The 23,680-nt window shown below is 71.1% G+C and carries 18 protein-coding genes and 4 pseudogenes; 8 read left to right on the forward strand and 14 right to left on the reverse strand.

The window, feature by feature from the left end:
- Together ACFYNO_RS23130 and ACFYNO_RS23135 are read left to right on the forward strand one after the other, a co-directional pair.
- Positions 1-83: pseudogene (locus tag ACFYNO_RS23130) on the forward strand (transposase); the annotation flags it as partial.
- 279 nt (positions 84-362) lie between these two features.
- Positions 363-890 (forward strand): hypothetical protein, encoded by a 528-nt coding sequence (locus tag ACFYNO_RS23135; protein ID WP_388015470.1) that lies wholly within the window; start codon positions 363-365, stop codon positions 888-890.
- A 157-nt stretch (positions 891-1,047) separates the two neighbouring features.
- Here the strand turns inward: ACFYNO_RS23135 and ACFYNO_RS23140 are convergent, their stop codons facing one another.
- The 6 genes from ACFYNO_RS23140 to ACFYNO_RS23165 form a co-directional block, all read right to left on the reverse strand.
- Complete coding sequence (locus ACFYNO_RS23140; protein ID WP_388015473.1) at positions 1,048-2,232, reverse strand: sensor histidine kinase; 1,185 nt, start codon at positions 2,230-2,232, stop codon at positions 1,048-1,050.
- 115 nt (positions 2,233-2,347) lie between these two features.
- Positions 2,348-2,788 carry a hypothetical protein gene (locus ACFYNO_RS23145; RefSeq protein ID WP_388015476.1) on the reverse strand — a complete coding sequence of 147 codons (441 nt, stop codon included), beginning with the start codon at positions 2,786-2,788 and terminating at the stop codon, positions 2,348-2,350.
- A gap of 777 nt (positions 2,789-3,565) precedes the next feature.
- A complete protein-coding gene (locus ACFYNO_RS23150; protein ID WP_388015924.1) occupies positions 3,566-4,033 on the reverse strand; it encodes a signal peptidase II in 468 nt (155 codons plus the stop codon).
- A gap of 547 nt (positions 4,034-4,580) precedes the next feature.
- Positions 4,581-5,147 carry a Clp protease N-terminal domain-containing protein gene (locus tag ACFYNO_RS23155; protein ID WP_388015479.1) on the reverse strand — a complete coding sequence of 189 codons (567 nt, stop codon included), beginning with the start codon at positions 5,145-5,147 and terminating at the stop codon, positions 4,581-4,583.
- Between the two features lie 3 nt (positions 5,148-5,150).
- The gene (locus ACFYNO_RS23160) at positions 5,151-5,387 is read right to left on the reverse strand and encodes an RNA polymerase subunit sigma-70 (protein WP_388015482.1); all 237 of its coding nucleotides are present in this window, start codon (positions 5,385-5,387) and stop codon (positions 5,151-5,153) included.
- A 522-nt stretch (positions 5,388-5,909) separates the two neighbouring features.
- Positions 5,910-6,809 carry an SDR family NAD(P)-dependent oxidoreductase gene (locus tag ACFYNO_RS23165; protein WP_388015484.1) on the reverse strand — a complete coding sequence of 300 codons (900 nt, stop codon included), beginning with the start codon at positions 6,807-6,809 and terminating at the stop codon, positions 5,910-5,912.
- 240 nt (positions 6,810-7,049) lie between these two features.
- On the opposite strand from ACFYNO_RS23165, the gene ACFYNO_RS23170 reads away from it, so the two are divergent.
- Positions 7,050-7,655: a TetR/AcrR family transcriptional regulator gene (locus tag ACFYNO_RS23170; protein ID WP_388015487.1), complete on the forward strand. Its 606-nt coding sequence runs from the start codon at positions 7,050-7,052 to the stop codon at positions 7,653-7,655.
- A 482-nt stretch (positions 7,656-8,137) separates the two neighbouring features.
- On the opposite strand, the pseudogene ACFYNO_RS23175 reads toward ACFYNO_RS23170, so the two are convergent.
- The 4 genes and pseudogenes from ACFYNO_RS23175 to ACFYNO_RS23190 all read right to left on the reverse strand — a co-directional run.
- A pseudogene (locus ACFYNO_RS23175) lies at positions 8,138-8,365 on the reverse strand (alpha/beta hydrolase fold domain-containing protein); the annotation flags it as partial.
- A gap of 169 nt (positions 8,366-8,534) precedes the next feature.
- Complete coding sequence (gene tkt, locus ACFYNO_RS23180; protein WP_388015490.1) at positions 8,535-10,757, reverse strand: transketolase; 2,223 nt, start codon at positions 10,755-10,757, stop codon at positions 8,535-8,537.
- A gap of 697 nt (positions 10,758-11,454) precedes the next feature.
- A pseudogene (tal, locus tag ACFYNO_RS23185) lies at positions 11,455-12,651 on the reverse strand (transaldolase); the annotation flags it as partial.
- Positions 12,652-12,665: 14 nt separating this feature from the next.
- The gene (locus ACFYNO_RS23190; RefSeq protein ID WP_388015493.1) at positions 12,666-13,019 is read right to left on the reverse strand and encodes a hypothetical protein; all 354 of its coding nucleotides are present in this window, start codon (positions 13,017-13,019) and stop codon (positions 12,666-12,668) included.
- 167 nt (positions 13,020-13,186) lie between these two features.
- Here ACFYNO_RS23190 and ACFYNO_RS23195 point away from each other — a divergent pair, with 167 nt between their 5' ends.
- Entirely contained in the window at positions 13,187-14,950 is a 1,764-nt protein-coding gene (locus ACFYNO_RS23195) for a SpoIIE family protein phosphatase (RefSeq protein ID WP_388015496.1), read from the forward strand.
- 153 nt (positions 14,951-15,103) lie between these two features.
- Positions 15,104-16,126 (forward strand): YihY/virulence factor BrkB family protein, encoded by a 1,023-nt coding sequence (locus ACFYNO_RS23200; RefSeq protein WP_388015499.1) that lies wholly within the window; start codon positions 15,104-15,106, stop codon positions 16,124-16,126.
- 331 nt (positions 16,127-16,457) lie between these two features.
- Here ACFYNO_RS23200 and ACFYNO_RS23205 read toward each other — a convergent pair.
- Positions 16,458-17,108, reverse strand: a pseudogene (locus ACFYNO_RS23205) (serine/threonine-protein kinase); the annotation flags it as partial.
- A 100-nt stretch (positions 17,109-17,208) separates the two neighbouring features.
- Here ACFYNO_RS23205 and ACFYNO_RS23210 point away from each other — a divergent pair.
- Positions 17,209-17,697 carry an isochorismatase family protein gene (locus tag ACFYNO_RS23210; RefSeq protein ID WP_388015502.1) on the forward strand — a complete coding sequence of 163 codons (489 nt, stop codon included), beginning with the start codon at positions 17,209-17,211 and terminating at the stop codon, positions 17,695-17,697.
- Between the two features lie 452 nt (positions 17,698-18,149).
- Here ACFYNO_RS23210 and ACFYNO_RS23215 read toward each other — a convergent pair whose 3' ends face one another.
- On the reverse strand, positions 18,150-18,812 hold the full coding sequence (locus tag ACFYNO_RS23215) for a hypothetical protein (RefSeq protein ID WP_388015505.1): 663 nt from the start codon (positions 18,810-18,812) through the stop codon (positions 18,150-18,152).
- Between the two features lie 31 nt (positions 18,813-18,843).
- A complete protein-coding gene (locus ACFYNO_RS23220; protein WP_388015508.1) occupies positions 18,844-19,443 on the reverse strand; it encodes a hypothetical protein in 600 nt (199 codons plus the stop codon).
- A gap of 263 nt (positions 19,444-19,706) precedes the next feature.
- On the opposite strand from ACFYNO_RS23220, the gene ACFYNO_RS23225 reads away from it, so the two are divergent.
- Complete coding sequence (locus tag ACFYNO_RS23225; RefSeq protein WP_388015511.1) at positions 19,707-20,357, forward strand: DUF4230 domain-containing protein; 651 nt, start codon at positions 19,707-19,709, stop codon at positions 20,355-20,357.
- A 1,162-nt stretch (positions 20,358-21,519) separates the two neighbouring features.
- On the forward strand, positions 21,520-22,446 hold the full coding sequence (locus ACFYNO_RS23230; protein ID WP_388015514.1) for a DMT family transporter: 927 nt from the start codon (positions 21,520-21,522) through the stop codon (positions 22,444-22,446).
- A 1,045-nt stretch (positions 22,447-23,491) separates the two neighbouring features.
- On the opposite strand, the gene ACFYNO_RS23235 is transcribed toward ACFYNO_RS23230, so the two are convergent.
- On the reverse strand, positions 23,492-23,677 hold the full coding sequence (locus ACFYNO_RS23235) for a hypothetical protein (RefSeq protein ID WP_388015516.1): 186 nt from the start codon (positions 23,675-23,677) through the stop codon (positions 23,492-23,494).
- Between the last annotated feature and the right edge of the window lie 3 nt (positions 23,678-23,680).

Consider the following 23,680-nt stretch of genomic DNA (forward strand, 5'->3'; position numbering starts at 1 on the left):
TCCGCCGCTACATCATCTGGCGGAACAAGCACGCCGCTGATCAGCGCCTACGCGAGGTCATCAGCAGGGCGAACGTTGCCTGATGCGGCACTAGCGGCCGCCACCACCGCCCCGGGCGGCGCCGGCACCAGCACCCCCGCCCCGGCCGGGGGCTCGGCCACGTCGGCGCCCGCTCCACCGCCCCCTACGTCCATTACGTCCATGCCGACATGACCGTCAAGGGGAAGGCGCTCTCCCTGACTGCACCGGTCACCGCACGCCCCGGCCGCCAGCTGACCACCGACAAGGTCCTCGCGTTCCTCGACCGCCCCTGAGCTGTGGGCGGAGCCGGGGGTGACAGTGCGCTTCGGTAGCCTGCGGCGGTGGCTGATGATTCGTTGACGTTCCTGATCGATGCCGATCACGGGCAGTTCTATGTCCAAGACCTTGAGCCATATGACGCATGGATGGCCGAGCACGCGATGGACCCGGACCTACCGCCGGCTGGCTGGACCGACGAAGCGGTACACGTTCACCGCATCGGTGTGGAACCGCACTCGATCTCCGTCGGCACCGCACGGGATGACATGGTCGAATCGCTGATCACCGTCCACACGTCCGCGCCAATGACCGAGTCGGCGGCTGAGCACATCGTGGAGGCGGATCTGCCTGCCCCGAGTGGCCAACTCGCCGTGTCCAGCCCGGGAATCAACCCGGAGGACGGGCCGAGCGTGACCGTTCCCGCTGGGCTGTTGCGAGCCCGGGTCTCCTACATCCCGTCCGACCCACCGGCCGTCGACACCAACGGCGGCCCCGGCGATCACTTCCTCTATCGGATCGACCTCTGGCCCGCCGACCAGCCATGCGGGCTCATCGTCCTCAAGCAGGGTCCGAATCCCTGGGCAGGGTAGGTCCTCGCGCCGTCGACCATGCCGAGGGGAACAGCCGCCGCACAGCCCACGATCAGGCTTGCCGGTATCGCCGGCCGATCTCCGGGCGCGCCGTACAGTCGCGCCGCAGCGACGTGGACCCCGCACTCCACGCGCGCGTCTCAGGCGTGACGACACGTCAGCCCGTCGTCGGCCGGTCCGCTGTCGGCGGCCCGGGCCGGCACTCCGGCTGTGCCGCGAGCCGGCAGGTGACCACCAGCCCGCCGCCCGCCCGCGGCACTGCCTCCACGGTTCCCCGGTGGGCGGTGAGCACGGCGCGGACGATCGCCAAACCGAGGCCCACGCCCCGCGCCGACCGCACCCGGTCGCCCGCAAGCCTGCGGAACGGTTCGAAGATCGTCCCGATCTGATCGGGCGCGATCACCGCACCAGTGTTCTCGACCCGCAGCCACGCCTGTCCGCCCGCCTCGCCGGTGGTCACCACGACGAGCCCCTCCGAGGTGTTGTGCTGGACCGCGTTCTCGATCAGATTGACCACGCAGCGCTCCAACAACTCCTGGTCGCCGAGCACGCGGGCCGGCGCGGCGCTCAGGGTGACCGTCACCTCGGCCTGGCGGGGCGCCCCGGCAAGCTGCTCGACCACGCCGGTGGCCAGCTGCGCCAGGTCCACCGGGGCTCGCCGCGCGGGCTCCCGTTCTGAACTGGCGAGCAGCATCAGGCCCGCCAGCAGCACTTCCTGCCGGTCGAGGGTGGCCAGCAGTTGGTCACCCAGGGCCCTGGTCGGCTCTGACACCCCGCCCGGCTTCGCCAAGACCGCTTCGATCGCGGCCCTGTTGACCGCCAGCGGTGTGCGCAGTTCGCGTGCGGCATGGGCGATGAACCGTCGCTGGGAGTCACTGGCTCGCTCCACCCGCTCAAGGAGGACATCGAAGGTATCGGCCAGCTCCCTGATCTCGTCCCGCGGCCCGGGCCGCGCGATCCGTTCGTGCGAGGCGCTTTCGGAGAGCCGCCGTGCGGTGACGGCCATCTGCCGCAGCGGGCGCACCACTTGCCCGGAGACGACGTAGCCGAGCAGGGGCGACAGGACGGCCAGCGCGAGCAGGGTCAGCAGCACGCCTGCGGTGAGCCGGTCCTGCATCGCCTGCCGTTGCCTGGCGAGCTGGGCGGTGAGTTCGGCTTGGGTCACCGGCCCGCTCGCGGACGAATCCGCCAGCGCGCGCGTGCCGTTGGGGTGGAAGGCTGAGGTCACCACCCAGGCGGCGATCAGGCAGGTGGCTGCTATCAGCACCACGGCCGTCGCCAGCAGCAACCCCAGGGAGACCAGGGTCAGCCTGACCCGCAGGCTCGGGCCGGCGCGCTCCACGAGCGGTCCCCGAGGCCGGCCACCTTCACGGCCACGCCGCTGCCCGCCCACTGCGAGCAACCCCTCGACCTCGGCCACTGCTGCGCGCACTGCTCCCCCTGGTATCGACGGTCCCTCAGATGGTCGCCCGGACTGCGTCAACGGACGGTAAGGAACACATCACGGTCGCCGGGGCCGAGGTACGCGAGCACGTCTGCCTGATCGACCGGACGTTCCCCGCCGAGTGGAGGTGGGCAGCGCGGATGTACGCGACGCCGCGAACGGAGTCGGCGGCCCCGTCGTCGAAGCGATAGTGCCGGCGGATCGTGGCCCCGGTCGCCCGCCACGGCGACGTCCTCAGGTCGGAACCCGGTGGTGCGGTCGGCCGCGAGTGCCCGCCAGAAGGCGGGGCACGCCTGTCGGCCTTCGTAGCGATCACCGTCTGGCGTCGGCTCATCTCGCTGTTGAGTACGAGGATCTGCCCCGGCCGCGTGATCTGCGGGATGCCGGGCATGACGCTGAAGACGATCAGGGCGAGGGTCGGACCCTTCTGCGGCATGCCGTCGACGTTGAGCATGTCCCACGCGGTGCTGGGAGGGAACGTCCGTCGTGGTCGAAGCCGAAGCCCGTGGGCACTGGCTGGCCGCTGAGATCATGCGTGCCTGGATCGACCGTCGAAGGTCAACTGCATCGCCGTAGGCGTTGACCGGGGCCGGGTCGGTGCCGGGGCCCTTCCTCGGTGCCGCCATGGTGGCCGGTCCTCGTCGCGGGTCAGCCGCGGGGTTGGAACGGACTGCGCTGCTCCGTCCGGGTGGCGGCGGGGTTCGGCGCGGCGGTGGGGCGGGCAGAACCTCTGTCATGACGACACCCATGACCAGGCGCCGCCGTCGCCGCCGTCCGGCCGCGCTTACCTCGTCCGCGCCCGCCGCCTCGGTGCCCGCCGCCTCGGTGCGCGCCGGATGGCCGCCGGCCCCGGTACGGCCTGGTGGCGGCGCGTGCTGCCGGACGTGGTCGAGCGAGCACCTGGCCCCGGGCGGGGTGGTCGTCCGCACCACCTGGCACGAGCCCGCCTGTCCGGCCTGGGTCCAGTGACGACCAATGCGGTGGCCTGGCCGGTCCGGACTCGGGTGTGCGCGGTGCTGGTCCACGACGGCCGCCCCGCCCTGATCCGCCGCCAGCGGGAGGCCGGCCTCCAGCACTCGCTGCCCGGCGGCCTGGTCGAGGACGAGAACGAGGCCCCTGGAGCACCCGACCCGCGCGTTGGGCCACGGCCACGCCCGCCGACGAAAAGCAGCCGACCCAGCACGGCACACCAGCTCGGACCGGCTCAGCCGCTCGAAGCGAAACAGGGAGGCTAGGCGGACTCTTCGCCCGGTACCTTGGCGAGTTGCACACCACGCAGGCTGAGCAGCACCAACCCGGCGCACCCGCAGACGAGCATGATGTCGGCGACGTTACCCACGAACGGGCCGTAGTCGATGAAGTCCACAACATGCCCGCGGCCCAGGCCGGGCTCGCGGAAGAGTCGGTCGCCCAGATGGGATGCCGCACCGCCGAGCAGCGCGCCCAGCACGAGCGCCCAGGCCACCGAGGCCAGTCTGCGTGCGGTGTAGAGAATGCCGACCACTGCCGCGGCCGTTGCCAGGGTGAACACCCATGTCGCATCGAGGCCTATGGAGAACGCGGCGCCAGGGTTGTACAGCAGTCGGAAGTGGAGCAGAGGCGGGATCACGGCGACGCGCTCGCCGTCGGACAGCGCGGAGACCGCCCAGAGTTTGGTGAGCTGGTCCGCGAGCAGGACTACCGCCGCCAGTATGAGCATCACGCCGTACAGTCGGCTTGAGCCCCGCGCCAACCGCATCATCATGGCCTCCGTGTGTAGCGATATCCGAACCTGGATTCCCTGAGACTATCGGCCCCTTCGCCGTGGCACGGTGCACGTTGCCGTCGTGGGGCAATCGGCTGAGCTCGTGGCTTGTCACGCAGCCTTGGCCGGGTATTCGGTCCGCTGACGGATCGACGACTCGGGCGCGAAGCGGGTCTTCGGCCGGCCCGGCATCGGTACCGTTCAGCGCGAAGTAGCGCAGGGCTGCGAATTCGGGTTCGATCCAGTTCAGCCAGGATCCGTCGGAACGAAGACCAGCTCGACGTCGTTGTCGGCGGCCCAGGTGCGTACCTCGGCGTGCCTGGTGCGGGGAGAAGTTATCGAGCACGATGGCCAACGCCGAACGTATCCGGGCGCATTGGTCCTCAGGGCCGCCGGGTTGATCGTCGAGGAGTTCGGCGGGGAGTTCGGCGAGGCGGCCGTGGAGCGCGCACCGGCCGCACACCCCGCGGACAATGGAGGACCGGGCCGGCCAGGTCCTCGGTCACGTTGCCAGTTGCGCCTCCACCGCCTGACGGACGGCCTTCGGGTCCAGCCCGTGGTCGACGATCACGCGGGCTCCGAGCCCCTCTCCTTCCTCGATCACTCCGAGCAGCAGGTGCGCCACGGCGATGTGACCGGACTTCAGCCGCACCGACTCGCGCAGCGACAGCTCCAGCGCTTTCTTCGCCCGGGCGGTGAACGGCATGTGTCCGCGCCTGCTGCCACCCCGCAGCCACCCGCGCCGCCTGCCCTCATCCTGTGCGGGCGCGTCCAGCGCTCCCTGTCCGAAGACGGACTCGACCGCTTCCCGCACGGCGTCCAGGTCGACCCCGATCGACGCCAGTGCCTGCGCCTGGTCCTCCTCACCCAGCAGGCGCCGAACGGCCCGCCGCGCGGTCTCGCGGTCCAGCCCGGTGGCGGCCAGCGGCGCGACCGCCGGGTTGTCCGGGAGGGCGAGTATCGCCAGCAGCAGGTGCTCGGTGCCGACGTAGGCGTGCCGGAGCCCGGACGCCTCCTCCCGCGCGGTGAGCACGACCTGCCGGGCCTCGTCGGTGAATCGCTCGAACATCGGTCAGTCTCCGTCCTGGTCGCCGCCGGCTGCGCGCCGGGCGTACTTCTTGTGCACTGCCTGCCTGGTCACCCCGAGGCAGACCGCGATGTCCTGCCAGGACCACCCCTGCGTACGGGCGTTGCCCACCTGAAGGCTCTCCAGCCGGTCCGCAAGGTCGCGCAAGGCACGCACCGCCCGCAGCCCCACGGCGGGATCCCGGCTGCTCGCGGCCGCCGCGAGCTCTCCGCTCTCACTCATGCTGTCAACTTAGGTTGACGTCCTGGCTTCTGTCAACCATGGTTGACAGAAGCCAGGACGCCCCGCGCGGCGAACTGCCCGACGGCCTGCACGACGAGCGACAGCGAACCGGCTTCACCAAGCTGAACCAGAAAGACCGGGTCCTCACCACCGAGCGCGCCGAGCCCCCTCCACACCGGTACCGTGCAGCTCGTGGCACCGCGGGCCACCGAGTTGCCCTGCCCGGCCGCGCCGGATCAAGACCGTGTGCCGCCCCGAATGCACAGCTCGCCCAGCTGACGGGTCGGGTGTGCGAGGTCCTTGGCGAGGCTGTCGGCGTGGTGTCGGCGACCGGCCACGGTGGTGGGGTGGTCGGGTCCCAGCGTCTGTGTGCTGTCCGCGATACAACGCACCCGCCCAAAAGCCTGACCCCCTATCAGGCCCTGGCGCTCCTCCAACACCTCATCGCCACCTGGACCGGAACCTGCCCCACACGCCGACAAGCCATCCCATCGCAGACCTACGACACCAGCCGACAAAGCACTACTCGATGATGAAGCGGTGGATGGCCTCGTTGGCATGGTCCTGAAACGACGGGTTGGCCAAGTCGGGGAAGATGTCCGCTTGGTCGACCAAGGGGCCCTTCAGCTTGTTGGCCGCGCTTGCGTAGAACACGCCGCTGGACAGGGTCGGGTCGGTGACACCGTCGACCAGTCGCTTCGCGCCGACCTCGAGCTTGTGGGAGATCCCCAGGGCGGGCAGGACGTACTTGGACGCCATGCGCAGCGGTAGGGCGATGTCCTTGGAGGCTTGGGTGCCGGTGGTGGCGCCGGGGCTCACGGTGATGAAGCGCCGGTCGGGGTGTTGGCGGGCCAGGTAGGCCATCCATAGGGCCCCGATGTACTTGGCCTGCCCGAAGGCGAGATTGAAGTCAGTCTTCCCGTCCGCGAAGAATCTGCCGTCGATGACGGTGGCGAGTTCGTCGGCAGAGGTCGAGGCAAAGGACGGCCGTTTCATGCGCAACATCGGAAGTCCTCTGGCTGCTTCACTTCCGGCGAGGACCGCGACCTCGCCAAGCCGCCCCTCGGCCAGGAGTCCTTCAAGAAGGACGACGTGGCCAAGAACATTCGTGGCGAACACATTCGTGACCCCGTCAGCGGTCAACTCCATCGACTGCGGGCCAATGACGCCGGCGTTCATGACCAGCGCGTCGACGGTTCCGTCGATGGCAGCAAGGCCGGCTCGGACCGAGCCCAGATCGGCGACATCCATGACGACGATGTCGAAGATGCGTCGGCCGGTAGCGGCTTCGAGCTCGGCCTTTGCCGCTGTCGCCCGCTTCCGGTTGCGGCATGCCAAGTAGATGCGGGTCGTCTCGGGTCGCAATGCCAGTTGCCGGGCCACGTCCTTGCCGATCCCGACGTTGGCGCCGGTGATCAGCACGGTCTTTCTTGGGAGTGAGCTCATCGGGATTCCGTCTCCATCAGGGCGTGAGCGCCGCGGAAAGCGAGAGCCATGGCCGTCGCCTCGTCGATCCCGCTCGTGGACCCGGTGACAACTGCAGTTGTGTCCTTCAAGTCAACAGGCATGCGCTGCTTCCTCCTCGCGCCCAAAGTGGGTTGCACAACTCAGTTTGGTCTCATTGGACTGGGCTGTCAAACTCAGAATCGCTACTATGGGTGCATGGTGAACAAGACGAACGACCGGCCGCGGCTCACCCCGAAGGGCGAACGCGTCCGGGCTCGAATCGTGGAAGGGGCTGCGACCTTGATCCACGAGCGCGGGGTCGCGGGTACCACCCTGGAAGACGTCAAGGTGGCGGCGGAGGTGAGCGGTTCGCAGCTCTACCACTACTTTCCCGACAAGAACGAGCTCCTGCAGGCGGTCATCAGCCACCAGGCCGACACCCTCGTCAACCACAATCGGCAGGCGCTCGGCAGCGAAGACGGAGTCGAAGCCTGGCGGAACATGCTGATCGCCGGGGTGAAGCATGGCCAGGCAAAGGGCGGCTGCCCACTCGGTTCCCTCGGCGGCCAACTCGCCGAGAGCGACCCCGAGGCCCGAGCCCTCATCGCCGCCGGATTCGAGCGATGGTCGACCGCCATCAGCGAAGGACTCAGGTCACTTCATGCCGACGGGAAGCTCGCACCCGGCACTGACCTTGACGACCTCGCCACCACTATGCTCGCCACCCTCCAAGGGGGACTACTTCTCGCCCAGGTGCAACGCAGTACGCGTCCGTTCGAAGTTGCGCTCGACACCCTCCTCGCCCTTGCCATCCAGACTTGAGGCTCTGAGGGGGCTCCTGGCTGAGGAGTTGGTCGCGGACGGGTGCATTCCAAGGCGCCCTCGGGCGGGCAGTGCGCGGGGAAGTCTCCCGTGGACCGGGAGCAAGCAAGGCACCAAGCGCTCCCGTTGACCGACGGTTACGGGATACCCGTGGTCACGGTGCCCGCCGGCGCGGCCATGCCCGACCACACGCTACTGCAGGAAAACCTCGACGCGTTCACCGAGTTGACCGACCGCCTCGACCACGCCCCGCAGAACCCGGCGCTGAGCTTGGACGCCGGCTACGACTGCCAGCCCGTCCACACGGCCCTGGCCGAACGCGAGATCAGGCCACGCATCAGCAAGCGCGGCAGGAGGACGCCGATCCGGACCGACGCCGCTGGGTGGTCGAGCACAGGAACTCGCGGATGAACAACTTCGGCAAGCTTCGCGCGAACGGACAGCCGACGGGTCGGCGCCGGCCGGGGTACGTCGCCTCCGCCGTGGAGGGCCTTCTTCATAGCGTCGACGGCCAGGTGGCGGGTGACGTCGGCGGCGCGGGTGTCGCGCAGGCTGTCCAGGAGCAGGAAGTCGTGGACCATGCCGGCGACCCGGACGGCGGTGACATCGACGGCGGCCTCGCGGAGCTTGTTGGGGTACTGCTCGCCCTCGTCGCGCAGGACGTCGGCATCCGCTCCCCGCGCGTCCACGGGCGGGGAAGCTGGATCTGCGGCCCGGCGATCGACCGGCGTTGCTCACGGACGGCAGTCGCGGGAGGCGCGCACCACCGTAGCCAACCGCCTCCCGCTTGCCGCCGCTCCACCGCCGGCTACGCAGTGTGTGCGTCTCACGTCGAGTACGCACCGGCCGCCGCTTGCCGAGTGAGCGGCGGCAGTTCGGTCAGGGGCGGTCGCCGGTGCCGCCTCGGGTGGGGGCGGATGTCGGCCGGCGTCCGCCCGGGTGTGGCGCGCGCTGTGTGTCGGCGATGCTGTCACGGGCGGCCTGGGCGACTGCTTCGGGGGTGATGCCGAACTCGGTGTAGAGGCGCTGGTAGTTGGCGGAGGCGCCGTAGTGCTCCAGGCTGACGATGTGTCCGGCATCGCCGACCACCTCGCGCCAGCCCTGCCCGACGGCCGCCTCGACACTGACCCGGGCCCGCACCTCGGGCGGCAGGACCTGGTCCTGGTACTCCTGGGACTGGGCGGCGAACCACTCCCGGCACGGCATCGACACCACCCGCGCTGACAGGCCTACGCCCGCCAGCAGCGCGGAGGCGTCCAGGGCGATGTGCACCTCGGAGCCGGTGGCGATCAGGATGACGTCCGGTGCGGCACCGTCGTCCGCGTCAGCCAGGACGTATCCGCCGCGGGCCGCCCCGCCGGCGGGCGCGTACTGGCCGCTGTCGCGGTCCAGGACAGGCAGGTTCTGCCGGGACAGGACCAGCCCGGCAGGGCGGTCGCCGTGTTCGAGGATGGCCTGCCAGCAGGCGGTGGTCTCGTTCGCATCGGCGGGGCGCACGACATCGAGGCCGGGGATGGTGCGCAGCGCGGCGAGGTGTTCGACGGGCTGGTGGGTGGGGCCGTCCTCGCCGAGGCCGATGGAGTCGTGGGTCCAGATGTAGGTGGCGGGCAGCTGCATCAGCGCGGCCAGGCGGACCGCGGGGCGCATGTAGTCGGAGAAGGTCAGGAACGTGCCGCCGTAGGGGCGGGTCAGGCTCTGCAGGGCGATGCCGTTGAGGATCGCGCCCATGGCGTGCTCGCGGATGCCGAAGTGCAGGGTGCGCCCGTAGGGGCCGCCCTTGTACTCCTTGGTCTGCCGCTCGGCCGGGATGAAGGAGGGCTCACCGTCCATGGTGGTGTTGTTGCTGCCGGCCAGGTCCGCCGAGCCGCCCCACAACTCCGGCAGCACCGGAGCGAGTGCGCTGAGGATCTCGCCCGAGGCGGCGCGGGTGGCCATGCCCTTCTTGCTGTCGGCGGGAAAGGAGGGCAGTGCCTGGGTCCAGCCGTCGGGCAGCCGGTGTTCCCGCAGGCGGTCCAGCAGTTCGGCCCGATCGGGATTGCGCTTCCGCCAGGCGGCGAACTGCTCGTCCCACCGGGCGTGGGCTTCGCGGCCGCGGTCGGCTGCTCGGCGGGTCCGGGTCAGGACGTCGTTCTCGACGGTGAAGTGCTGGTCCGGGTCGAAGCCCAGCAGCTTCTTGGTCGCGGCGACCTCCTCCTCGCCCAGCGCCGAGCCGTGGGCCTTGCCACTGTTCTGCTTGGTGGGGGCCGGCCAGCCGATCAGGGTGTGCAGCATGATCAGCGAAGGCCGGCCGATCTCCTCCCTGGCCGCGCGGGTAGCCGCCAGCAGCGCGTCGACGTCCTCGACGTACGTGCCGTCGCGCGTCCAGTCCACGGTCTGCACGTGCCAGCCGTATGCGGCGAAACGAGCGGGGACGTCCTCGCTGAAGGAGATGTCGGTGTCGTCCTCGATCGAGATGTGGTTGGAGTCGTAGAACACGATGAGGTCGCCGAGCTCCTGGTGCCCGGCCAGGGAGGCGGCCTCGGCGGTGACGCCCTCCATCAGGTCGCCGTCGGACGCCACGACGTAGACGTGGCGGTCGAAGGGGCTGCTGCCCGGTGCGGCATCGGGGTCGAGCAGGCCGCGCTCGCGGCGCGCCGCCATGGCCATGCCGACCGCGCTGGCCAGGCCCTGGCCCAGCGGCCCGGTGGTGATCTCCACTCCGCGGGTGTGATGGTGCTCCGGGTGGCCCGGGGTGACCGAGTCCCAGGTGCGGTACGCCTCCAGGTCCGACAGCTCCAGTCCGTACCCGGCCAGGTAGAGCTGGATGTACAGGGTCAGGCTCGAATGCCCGCAGGACAGCACGAAGCGGTCCCGGCCCAGCCACTGGTCATCGGCCGGATCATGCCGCATGACGTTCTGGAACAGCAGGTACGCCAGCGGCGCCAGGCTCATCGCGGTGCCCGGGTGGCCGTTGCCGACCTTCTGCACCGCGTCGGCCGCCAGCACCCGCACGGTGTCCACCGCCCGCACATCGGTCTCGTCCCAGCCGGCTCGCTCCGCTACCGGGAGCGCCAGGGACGGGTCGCGCCGTGCTGTGCCGCCTGACTGTGGTTCGATCGCCATTCCTTTGCTCCTTCGTCAAGCCGGTGACCGGAAGGCAGCGGAGCACCCGCGCGAGGTGTTCCTGCCTGCTGCCGTCCGCTTGAGGTGCGTGATCCCATGGGCCGCGACGATCCCCACGTGTGGGGAAGCAGCCGAGGGATCGTCGCGGGCGCCATCAGCTGCTGGGCGCGGACGGCGTGCCGAGCGCGCGGGTGGCTGCCGTTATCCGCAGGTCCTCCAGGGCCGTGCTCTGGCGCTCGGCGCGTTCGAGCAGGGTGTCCAACTTCGCTGCGTCCAGGCGCCGGTCGGTGTCGGCCAGGGCGCGCAAGGTGCGCCAGCACGCTGCCTTGCCGAGGATGCCCAGGAGCATCGCCTCGGCTTCCAGGACGTCGCTGAGCGGGGAACGGGAGAAGAGGTGGCCGTTGGTCTTCAGGCGGCCGACCTTCTCAGTGACCCAGCCCAGGGCAGCCTTGGTGCGGTCGACAGACACGTCGAGCTCGGCCATGATCTGCGCCAGCGCGTCGCGGTCCTCCTTCACCTGATGGGCCAGATCCGTCAGGACGGCTCCTTCTTCGCTGCCCTTCTTGGCGTCGGCGGCTCGCTGGAAGAGTTCCAGGCCGCCGGTCGCACCGCTGTAGTGGTCGTTGAGGTAGATCGCCAGCAGGCCGGCGCTGTTCGCATCACCGTCCTCGGCCCCGGCCGCCGGCCGCGTGCCGGAGCGCATCGCGTCGGCCACAGAGGCCCCGAGCTCCGCCCAGCTGGCTTCGAACTTCTCCAGCCCCTCGCGCTCCAGGACATCGGTCACATCGGCGAAGTCGACACCGGCGGCCTGCAGCGAAGCCAGGTGGGCTTCGGCGGCGGCGTAGACCTCGGCGGTCGGCGCATGAGCGGCTACGGTGCCGTGGTCGGCGAACGCGGACAGCGTGGTGCCGGGCATGGTGTTGACGGTACCGGCGATCACCAGGTCGCTGACGTACATCGTGTCCGGGTAGTCCGGGTTCTTCACTCCGGTGGACGCCCACAGCGGTCGCTGGACGTTGGCTCCGGCCCTGGCCAGCCGCTGCCAGCGCGGCTCGGCCACCACCTGCTCGTACGCCTGATAGGCCAGCCGGGCGTTGGCCACCGCGGCCTGGCCCTTCAACGCCTGAGCCTGGGGGCTGTCGAGGGCGTCGAGGCGGCGGTCGACCTCGGTGTCGACACGCGAGACGAAGAAGGAGGCGACCGAGTGGATGCCCGACAGGTCGAGCCCTGCTTCCAGGGCCTGTTCCAGGCCGCTCTGGTAGGCGTCCATCACCTTCCGGTACCGGTCCAGGGAGAAGATCAGAGTGACGTTGACGCTGATGCCCCGGGCGACGGTGGCGGTGATCGCGGCCAGTCCCTCACTGGTCGCCGGGATCTTCACGAACAGGTTCGGCTCGGCCACCGTCTCCCACAGCTTGACCGCCTGCGTGGCCGTGGCCTGGGCGTCTCGGGCAAGCCGAGGGTCGACCTCGATCGAGACCCGGCCGTCGACCCCGCCGCTGCTGCGGTAGATCTCCCGCAACGCCCGGCAGCCCTCGCGCACGTCGTCGGTGGTCAGCTCGAAGACCGCGTCGTCGACCTGCGCTCCCTCAGCACCGAGGCGCTCCAGCTGCTTGTCGTAGCGGTCGCCCCTGGACAGTGCCGAGGCGAAGATCGTGGGGTTCGTGGTGACCCCGACCACGTGCTTCTCGGCGATCAGCTCCGTCAGCTCCCCGCCGGCCAACAGCTCGCGGGACAGGTCGTCCAGCCACACCGACACCCCCGCGGCGGACAGTTCGGCAAGTGGATCGGGCGAAGCGGAAACAGACACGCGAAACCTCCGTAGTGGAGCGGCGCCACCCAGCCGCACGGCTGCACGTGCTGACGACGATGCCTGCCCGCGGAGCGGACTCATGGCAGCGGCACGCGCTACCTTCCGTCTCTCCGTTTTCGGCCGCCCCACTCACCGAAGAGCCCGCTGTCGGTCGGCTTCCACCAGGGCTTGGCCTGGAACGTTGCGGTCGGGCCGGTGACGGTGCCCAGGTTGAGACGGTCGGGGTCGCGGCGGATGTGCGGCCAGATGCCGCCGGCGGTGGTCTCGGCGATCCGGATCAGCGGGAGGGCGCGCCAGCACAGGATGACGTGTGCGCGATTGCGTTGTTCCAGTTGGTGGTATACGGGCCGCAGGTTGATGATCTGCTTCAGGTCGCGCCAGCCGCGCTCGGCCGGTGTCGGGGACGGCAGGGCGCTCGTGGCAGGCCGGCCGGGCCTCGCCGCGGTCAAGAGCCCGAGTGTTCTTGCCGACCCCGGAACGGCGTTCCGTGCCACCCGCCTGCGCAATGGGTTCGTGGTCCGGCCATCGAGCGGGGGCGGCCAGGTAGAGTCTGTCAACTGTGTTGACGCTGTTGTCATCCGGCGGTGCGCCCGTCTTGAAATCACTGCGAGGACTCGTGGACCGTTTCGCCCGCCTAGCCGCCAGCGTGCTGGCCGCACCCGAAGCGGTTGTCGCGGTGCTGGACGGTCCGGCGGGCGCCGAAGTGCTCGAGTGCTGGCCGCCGGAGCGTCCACCGGCAAAGCCCTGGCACGCGGTGCTGCGCCGGCACGTGGTACGCACGGGTGGGCAGTTGATGGTGGACGACCTCGTCCGATGGGCGTCCGACGGTGGTGCGGCTGCGCTGAACGGTGCGGAAGGGGCCTTCGCCGCCGCCCCCCTGTACGGCGCGCGGGGCCAGTGCCTGGGGGTCCTGGCCGTCCACGACCCCCGCCCGCGGGCCTGGAGCGAACACAACCGCCAAGACCTCGAGGACCTGGCGGGCGTGTGCGCGGCGGAGTTGCGGCTGCGGGCCAGCACGCGGCGCGCCAACGACGAGCAGCACAGTGCGCAGCAGGCCCGCGACGAGGCGCAGGCGGCCACCGGAACGGCCGTGGCGGGCGAGCGGCGGATGCGGATCCAACAGGAGCGCTCCGAGCTGCTGCTGCGGGCGGCCGAGATGCTCGGCAACACCTTGGGCCTGGAACAGGTGCGTGCCACGGTCAGCGACTTGGTCAGCGGGGACCTGAAGCCGGCGTACGTGGGGCTGGTCCTGCTCGGGGACGACGGCAAGCTGCGGCGCGCGGTCGACACCTCCAGCGGGCCGGTGCCCCTGGAGGAGCAGCTCCCGCTGTACGCCCTGACCGACAGATGGCCCACCGCGCAGGCCGCACGGGACAACCGCGTGGTCAGCGTCCCGGACCGCCAGACGCTCGTCGACCACTACGATCCGCACACCGTGGCCGTCTTCGACCAGATGGGCCTGTGCTCGGCCGTGTGCGTCCCGCTGCCCGGCACCCGCAGCCCCACCCTGGGCACGCTGGTGGCCGCCTGGGACGAACCCCACGAGACCGACGTCCACGAACGCGCCGTCCTGACGGTCATCGCCGGATACACCGCCCTGGCGGTCGAACGGGCCCTGCACCTGGACGAGCGCACCAGCGTCGCACGCCAGCTCCAGCAGGCCATGCTCACCGACCTCCCCCGCACACCGGGACTCGAACTCGCCGCCCTCTACCGCCCCGCCGCCCACCACGACATGGTCGGCGGCGACTGGTACGACGCCTACCCCGTCCTCCCCCACCGGACCACGGCCGACGGGCGCACGCCGCTGGCCGTCACCGTCGGCGACATCACCGGACACAACACGCACGCCGCCACCCTGATGAGCCAGGCCCGCAGCATGCTGCGCCAGGCCGACGTCGACTGCGGGCGAAGCCCCGCCGACGCCCTCACCTCCTTCGAACGCGCCAACGATCAGCTGCACACCCGCATCAGCGGCACCCTCGTCCACGCCCACCTGCACCCGCGCCCCCACGGCGCGTGGCTGCTGCGCTGGACCAACGCCGGCCACCCCTCCCCGCTCCTCGCCCACCCGGACCGCGACACCGAACGCCTCACCGAGCACGGCCTGCTGCTCCACCCCGGCCTGGCCCCGCCCGAAGGCCGCCTGGTCCACGAACGCCTGCTGGAGCCTGGCTCCGTGCTGCTCCTCTACACCGACGGCCTGGTCGAACACCGCGGCCGCGACCTGGAACAGGGCATCGACCGCGCCACGGCTCTCCTGGCGCGGGCGGTCGCCGACCGCACCCCGCTGCCGCAGGTCCTCGACCTGCTGGCCGACACCCTGGCCGGCCCCGACCACGGCGACGACATCGTCCTGCTCGCCCTGCGCGTCGGCTGAACCGCCGCCCGCCCACCGCGGGTGCACCGGATCGGAGGCCAGCCCCTGCGCCGCAGCCTCCGAGAACACCTGCGCGAGCACGGGGATCATCGCCGAACTGCACGGGGGCGAGCGCTGCGCGTGTGATCGGGAACCGGTGGGCAGACGCCGACCATGGGATGGTTCCGAAGAGCACACGATGAACACGGCGACGGGCCCGTCCGCGCCCCGGAGCAGGCTGCGGACGAAGGCCCCGACGAGCCGACGCAGGTCCCGGGGCGCGGCTGGCTCGGGGTGCTCAAGCGCACCGGGCGGGAGTTCCTTGACGACGAGCTCTCGGACCGGGCCGCCGCGCTCACGTACTACGGCGTACTGGCGATCTTCCCGGCGCTGCTGGTGCTGGTGTCGGTACTCGGCCTGATCGGCCCCTCCGCCACCAACGCGGTGCTGGACAACCTGCAGAAGCTCGCGCCCGGATCGGCACGCGACATCCTCCACACCGCGGTCACCCAGCTACAGGCCGGCCGCGGCACCGGCGGCGTGCTGGCGGTGGTGGGCCTGGCCGGCGCCCTGTGGTCCGCGTCCGGCTACATCGCGGCGTTCATCCGCGCCGGCAACGCCGTGTACGACATCCGCGAGGGCCGGCCGGTCTGGAAGACCACGCCGCTGCGGATCGGCCTGACCCTGCTGATGATGATCCTGCTGCTGGCCAGCGCCCTGATCGTCGTCGTCACCGGCCCGCTGGCCCAGCGCGCGGGTGATGTCCTCGGGCTCGGCCAAACTGCCGTCACGGTGTGGTCGATCGCCAAATGGCCGGTGCTGGTGGTGCTGGTGTCGCTGATGATCACGCTGCTGTACTGGGCCGCGCCGAACGTCCGCGACCGCGGCTTCCGCTGGGTGTCGCCCGGCAGCGTGCTGGCGGTACTGCTCTGGATGGTCCTGTCGGGTGGCTTCGCCGCGTACGTCGCGAACTTCGGCTCCTACAACAAGACCTACGGCACCCTCGCCGGCGTGATCGTGTTCCTGGTCTGGCTCTGGCTGTCCAACCTCGCCATCCTGCTCGGGCTGGAGTTCGACGCCGAGCTCGCCCGGGAACGGGCCATCGAGGGCGGCATGCCACCCGACGAGGAGCCGTACGTGGCGCCGCGCGACACCCGCACCTGGCCGGACGACGAGCACGGCGGCGGCCAGGCCTGATGCGCTCGCCCCCTGCGCCAAGGGTGACTTCTCGAGCGGGTGGCGGACGCGCGGGCGACCGCCGGCGCTGGGGAGGGCGACCGGGCTGGGGAGCGCGGCGGGCCATACGCCCGCCGCCCTCCTGCCCGTCCATTCCCGCACGCCGTCGGCCGCTGGACACGGCCGAGATCGCCCGAGACGGGCGATCGGCAGGATGCAGAGCGGCGCCAGCGCTGGTCAGAGCCCGTTGATCGTCAAATTCTTGCGCGCCTGGTGGAACATCCTCTCCCCCTCGGTCGCCTGGTCGACGGCGGCAGGGAAGGAGACCTCCAGCACGTGATGACGAACACCCGTATTCGGGCGAGCCGATGAAGCTGCCGGTCTCGGTGAGCTTCTGCTCGCCCTCCAGCTGGGCGATGCCGAAGTCGCTCAGCACCACCCGGTTGTGCCGTCCGAGCAGGATGTTGGCCGGCTTCACGTCCCGGTGCAGCACCCCCGCTTCATGCGCACTGACCAGCGCCTCCAGCACCGCCAGCCCGATCCGGGCCGCCTCCTGTGCCGGGAGCGTGCCCTCCTCGAGCACCTCCGCCAGCGAGCGCCCGCGCACCAGCTCCATCACGATCCACGGCCGGCCCTCGACCGTGACCACGTCGTGCACGGTGACCACCGAGGGATGGTCGACCCGGGCGGCCGCCCTGGCTTCGCGCTGCATCCGCAGGTACATCGTCTGCCGCTCGGCCTCGGTCAACTGCTCGGGAAGCCAGGGCTCCTTGACCGCGACGTCCCGGTCAACCGTCTCTGCGGGACCTGGCCCGGGACTCGCCAGCCGCCAACTCGTCGGCTCGTCTGTCGACCCCCACTGGTCATCATGGCTGCATCCCGGCAGGCCGGCTCCACCGTCCGCAGCAGTCCCGCGGCCACCGGACCGCCTCGAGCCAGGAGCACCCCGATCGGTGGACCGCTCCTGGCGATCCGTCAGCCTGTCGTGCGGTCGGTGCCCGATGCCCGCGTCGAGGCCGGTGCCGTGCGGGCCGCCGAGCGCGCACCGGGTGGTGACGGGTGGCCTGGCTCCCGGTGCGCCGGACAGGCTTACGATCTTCGTCATGACCTCGGCACTGATCCTCATCGACCTGATGCCGCGCATCATCGCCCTCCCCCTCGCCCCGCACACCGGTGACGAAGTGCTGGCGCGCTGCCGCCAGTTGGCCGAGTCGTTCCGGGCGAGTGGGCGGCCGGTGGTGCTGGTCCGGGTGGAGCGCCCGAACGTCGCCGAGCAGCCGCCGGGCAGCGACTTCGCCGACGGCCTGGTACAGGCCGGCGACGTCGTGCTGGTCAAGCGCACCATCGGCGCGTTCTACGGCACCGATCTGGACGAGCAGTTGCGCCAACTGGGTGCAGACACGTTGGTGATCGCCGGGCTGGTCACCACGATGGGCGTCGAGTCCACCGCACGGGCCGCGGCGGACCACGGCTACCAACTGGAGTTCGTAGCCGACGCGATGTCCGGACTGGCCGCGGACGAGCACGAGTTCACCGTGGAGCGGATCTTCCCGCGCTTCGGCGAGGTGCGGAACACCGCCGACTACAGCTGACGCCAGCCCGGCGCGCCGGTCCCGACAGGTTTCGACCCGCCTCGGGATGCCGCGGCGTCCCTGCACGACCGCCGCTCCCACGGGGAATCGTGACCACGAGGGCGGGGAACTGCGGGCTCTGTCGAAAATCTTGTGACCGGCGGGATGCTCGGTAAAGGGGTGGACGGCCTCGGGATACTTCTCGTCATGGCCGTAACCCAGCAGCTTGCCCGAGTCTCTGCGGAGCACTTCACCGAACACCTCGGGTGGTGGAGCGGCGCTGGTCACGCGGCACCGGTCAAAGCAGCCGGCTGCTGGGGACGGGCGGGACGCGGCGGGACGGCGTAGCAGCGGGCGGATGGCGGTCGGAGGTCACCGGTGGCCCTCTGCCGGCTGCTGGTTCGGCACCCCGGCGCGCCCGGAGCCGGAGGGGCCGCCCGGGCGGCCCCTCCGGCTCCGGGTGCGCCAGTGGTTCAGGCGCCGAGGAGGCGGTCCAGCAGTGACCGGTACTCGCGCAGGGTGAGGCGCAGGTCCTCCGTGCTGGCGGCCGGTGCGCCGTCCGATGCCGTTTCGGCGCCGCGCAGCTGGTGGCGCCGCTCGGTGACGGCCTCGGCCAGCAGGCCGACCGACTTCTCGATCAGGGCGTCGGCCTGCTGCACGGCCTGACGGGGATCGTCGACGAATCCCGCCTGGACGGAGTGCCATTCGGCCCGCAGCCGCTGCGTCCGCTCAACGCCCAGCCAACCGCCCGATCCGCTCTCCGCAGGTGCGGCCGGTCCAGCCGGTGCGGCCGGTGCCGGTTCCCAGCCACCGAGCCGGGGGCCCGGCAGGGGGTGGGCAGGCTGGGCGGTCTGGGCGGGCTCGGCGGGCTCGGACGGCCGTTCTGCGGCCCGGTCGCCTCCCGGTACGACGGCGAACCGGCCTCCGGCAGCGCGTCGTTCGGGCGAAGGTGCCGGGCGGCCGGCCTCCGGGTCGGCCGGGTCCGGGCGGCCCGTGCCGGCGCGAGCAGCGTCCGGGGAGGCGCCGTGCTGGCGGGCGGTGTCCGGCTTGGCCAGGTTCGCCGGACCGCTGCGGGGGTCCGGGGCCGGCGCGTCGTCGTCGGGGTTGTTCCGGGCGGCGGAACCGTACTGGGACATGGTCATCCTCTCCTCCGTGGGGTCGTCGGCGTCATCGGGTGGCGTGGCGCGGGCCGAAGCGGCGGATGGCACCGGTGGAGTTGCCGGCCGGGGCCGTCCCCTCCGCCTCCTCGCCGCCGGAGCGGACCACCTCGAGGCACAGGTCGCGCACGGCCAGCAGCGCCGTCCGCAGTTCCTCGGTGCCCACCTGCTCCGACCGGCTGCGCTCCAGCACCCGCCGCGCGGACCGGTAGCCGGGCACCAGGGCGGCGTGGTCGACCGAGAGCACGGCCAGCCGGTCCTCGGCCGGGAAGCCGATCTCGTCGAGCGTGCCGTCGAGCAGGGTCACGGCCTCGTCCAGCGAGCGGGCGGGCTCGTCGACGAACAGCTCCTGGAGGGCGGCGAGCCGGTTGCCGACCTCCTCGGCGCGGCGCTGCGGCAGCGGGGTGAGCGCCAGCTGCCGGGCCTGCCGCAGCCGGCCGGTCAGCTCGTGCTCGGCCTCCCTGGTGCGGCCGCCGTGCGCCCGCACCGTCCGGTCGTACTCCGGACCGAAACGCTGTTGCAGCCGACGGGTGTTCAGCCGTGGCAGCAGCACGGCCAGGGCCGCTGCGACTGCCAGCACGACCACTACCAGAACGATCCAGATGCTCATTCCGCTCCTCCTTCGGTTCGGCCACGGCCCGGAGTGGCGGTCCGGTCCAGTCATTCGGGTTCCCGCTCAGCCGATTCCAAACAGCCCGTCACCCACAAGCGTTGGCCGCCCGAGTTCGGGGAAGCCGTCCTGGCGGCCTGACCAACGCTCATGCGACTTTCAGGCCAGCGGAGTTCACCCCAAGGAGGCAGATCGCCGTGTTCCGCCGCCCCAGCCGGAGAGCCAATCCGGACACCCAAGCACCCGCACCCGCACCCGCACCCGTGCCCGCGCACTCAGGCCGCCGGCTCCCCTGGTACGTCAGCCTGCCGATCACCCTGGCCGCGATCGCCGCGGTCCTGGTCGCCTCGGCCTCGCTCCACCTGCTGCCCGGCCTGCCCGACCCGTTCGCCGAGAAGACCACCGACCGCAGCCAGCCGGTGCTGCTCCGGTCCATCCAGGACATGAGCCGCTACACCGCCGCGAGCGGCAACTTCCAGCTGGTGGTCGACCTCGACCACGAGGCCGCCTTCCTGCCCCCGGGCCTGCTCGGCCACCGGACGCTGTACGTGGCGGCCGGCAGCGTGGAGGCCTACGTGGACCTCGGCAAGGTCTCCGGCTCCGGCGTATCGGTCTCCGCGGACCGGCGCAGCGCCACGATCTCGCTGCCGCACGCCCAGCTGGGGCAGGTGGCGCTGGACCCCAAGCAGTCCTACATCTACTCCCAGGAGCGCGGCCTCTTCGACCGGATCGGGGACTTCTTCTCCGGCAACCCGGGCAACCAGCAGCAGGTGGAGCAGCTGGCCTCCCAGCGGATCCAGAACGCCGCACAGTCCTCGGGCCTGTTGGAGCACGCGGAGCAGAACACCAAGGGCGCGCTCCAACAACTGCTGCACTCGCTCGGCTTCACCACAGTGGACGTGCACGTCGGCTGACCGAGGCACTCGGGCGGGCGACCCGGCCGCCGGTGTTCAGCTGACGGTTCGACAGTTCGCCGACGGAGCGCCCAGGCGGTCGCCGCACGCGGGGCCGCACCAGGTCGATCTGCCGGCCCGTCGGGACGGTCACGGTGTGCTCGGTCAATCCACGTTCCGCTGGACAAACGGGCCCTTGCTGAAACAGCCTCCTCGGCGGCGAGGCCTGACACGACCTCGAGGAGCAAGCCCAAGTACCAACCGGCAGCACTGCTGGCCGATTCCCGGGACCAGCAGTGCGGCCTGCAATTGGTCAGTCCCGACCGGCGCCCTTGATGATCGGGCCGATGACAGCTGCGGCACGCTCCGGGTCTTCTTCCAGCCACCTGTCGAGGTGTTGCCGGACGGCCTCTTCGACGCTCGGCCTCAGAGGCGTCTGCCTGTCCTTTGGTGAGGCGGGGGCCGAGACGAAAGTCGTGCCGTTTCTCCCCAAAGGAACGGCTTCGGGTGGGTGCGGAGGGGCTGCGTGCCAGCCTGCGTCGCAACCGCGCGACGCGGGAGTCCGTGCGAGCTCTTCTCTCATGTGGCCCGCAGTGCCCTTCGACGACGTCGGGACTCCAGAGCGGAGGGAGGCCGGCAATGACGGCATCGCGGTCACGGTCGATGCCCGCGGCGAGGGTGTGGAGGCTGGGCAGGTCGTCCTGCCGGATGGGCGTCGAGCCAGTCGGGCAGGCGCTCGGTGAGCATGACCGCGAAGGAGCGGACGCGCCGGGTCAGAGCCTCCAATTCGGGGCGCTTGGCCAGGACGGTCTTGAGCCGCAGTTGCTCGGACTCAGCCAGGGATTCGGGTCGGCAGAGGATCCAGCCGGCCAAACCGGACACCGACGACCGATAGCGCCAATAGCCCGCTGTGCCGCCGGTGGGGAGCCCGTCGGCTGGCCCATTCGCCGACCTCGGAGGAGGAAAGGGCCCTCCACCTGCGGTGCCGTACAGTGGCGGCATGTCTTCCGCAGCAGTTCTCTCGCCGCCCGTCCGCTGAGGCGGGTCGCATCGACACCAGCGTGCAGGCCACTGGCCGTCACGCGCTGACCGGTTGTGCCCGCAGACGCGAGACCACGACCATCTGCTCCGTCTGGAGATTCCCTCCGTGTCGAAAACTGCTGCTGCAATCACCCCTGCCCCTGTGACGGCGCCCCGATCTGTGCGCCGCGGCCTCGCCTACCTGGCATTCGCCGGCATCACCTGGGGCACCACCGGAGCCGCCGTGGACATCGTCTACCGGTCCAGCGACTTCGGGCCCATGGCCGTCTCGTTCTGGCGCTTCCTGGCCGGCGTGGCGCTGCTGCTCGCGGCCCGGGCCTTCCGTCCTGCCCGCAACACGTCGCGGACGCCGCAGCCCCTGGGCCGCCGCGTGCTCCTGTTCGCGGGCACCGGCATCGGCCTTGCGGTCTTCCAGACCGCCTACTTCGCCGCCGTGCAGGACACCGGTCTCGCGGTGGGCACCATCGTCACGCTGGGGGCGGCCCCGGTGTTCACCGCCACCGGCGGGCGCCTGTTCCTGGGCGAGCGCGTCGGACGTGCCGGGCTGCTCGCGGTCGCCGGTGCGCTGACCGGCCTGGCGATACTGGTGCTGGGCAACCAGGCCGGGATCGCCCACCCCCTCGGCGTGGGCATGGCGCTGCTGTCAGCCGCCGGGTACGCCGTCTCCAACATCCTGGGCCGGTGGACCGGACGGCACGGCGCCGGCGAGGACCCCTACACCCTCACGGTGGGGTCGTTCGCCGTCGGCGCGGCCGTCATGCTGCCGTTCGCCGGGAGCGAGGGTCTCGTGCCGCACACCGCCCACCCGGGCCACGTCGTCCTGCTGATGCTCTACGTCGCCACCGTCACGACGGCACTCGCCTACCCGCTGTACTTCGCCGGAGCGGGCACCGTACGGGCGGCCACGGCGTCGGTGGTGATGCTCATCGAGCCGGTCAGCGCAGCGGCGCTCGCCGTACTGCTCCTCGGTGAACGACTCACCCCGGCCACGGTCACCGGCACGGTGCTGATGCTCGCGGCCATCGCCGGCCTCGCGGTTGCCGAGTCACGACTGGCCGAGACGGGCTGACCAGGTCAGACGGCTCGTCAGGAAGCCGAATGGCAATCGAACCAGCGGAGTAACTCCGCCCGTGAACGGAGTCACGCGGAGCGCGGAGCTGTTCCCAGGTCGGCAGGGTCGGCAGGGTCGGCAGGGTCGCAGGATGGTTCGCTCGATCACGAGCCGACTCCATCGAGGCCGCCCCATGGGAACCCGGTCATGAGAGGGAGAACCGGCATCGGGATGGCAGCCACAGCGGCTACAGGGTGCTGCCTCCACCGGGGCGAGCGGGGTCATCAGCCACAACCGACACACCCTTGGGGCGCGCTGGACACAGCCCCGGCCAGGGCTGGGCCGGGCCGCCGGTGGGCGCCAAGAGGCCACTGTGCAGAGCTCTGACGGGCCGCCGGACTCCGCTGGGCGGGTGGCAGGGAGGCGGGCTCAGGCCCTGCTCGCGCTCCCGGGCCGCCCGCCGCTCGTCGGCGAGAACTCCACCGGGGTGACCGCGATCCACCGGTGCCACCAGACGGTGCGGGCGCAGCGGTGACAGCGGCTGCGCGAACTGGACCCCGAACGCACCGCCGCCATCGAGACCGGCGCCCGCCGCCTTCGCGAGCAGCTGCGCAAGCCGTGAGCCATCCGCGCGCTGATCGCGTAGGTCGCGCCGGCCATCTTGGGGGCGGCGCCTTCGGCAGGTCGCCCCAACTGGCTGTGGCGGGGCACTCAGGTGGGCCTGCAGCGGGAAGTTCCGGACGCGGAAGCGGGCCCCGGCGCCGCCGCCCCAGCTCGGACCGGCCGACTTCGACGACTGGGCCTGACCCGCCGGACCACGCCGCGCACATGCTCGGGGCGTTCGTCCTCGGCGACCGGTACTCGCGGGCCGGCGCACCGGCTCTGTCGAGCAGTCTGTCGGCCCGCTGGCCGGTCCTCAGGTGCCGGTGTGGACCATGGCGGCCGCGCTGCGGGCGGGCGCCGCAGGCGTGCCGGGTCCAGGTCGGCCGGTGCACCTCGGATTCGGGCCGTACCCGGATGGAATAGATGAAAACGACCCTCTCAGAGGGTGTTCGATACCGGTTCAGGCCGCCGCGAGGGGTTTCGGTCGGAGGTATTGCCCGCTTCTGTCCGGGCTGGCGGTCAGCCGGGTGGTCATGGGGTTCACCATGGCCCACTGGATCATCGACCGTGACCGGTCCGGCAGTTCCTCGTAGTCGCGGTGGAGCCGCCGGTACCGGGACATGATCTCCCGCAGCACCCGCAGCATCGG

The sequence above is a fragment of the Kitasatospora sp. NPDC006697 genome (genome assembly GCF_042869935.1).
Classification (GTDB): domain Bacteria; phylum Actinomycetota; class Actinomycetes; order Streptomycetales; family Streptomycetaceae; genus Kitasatospora.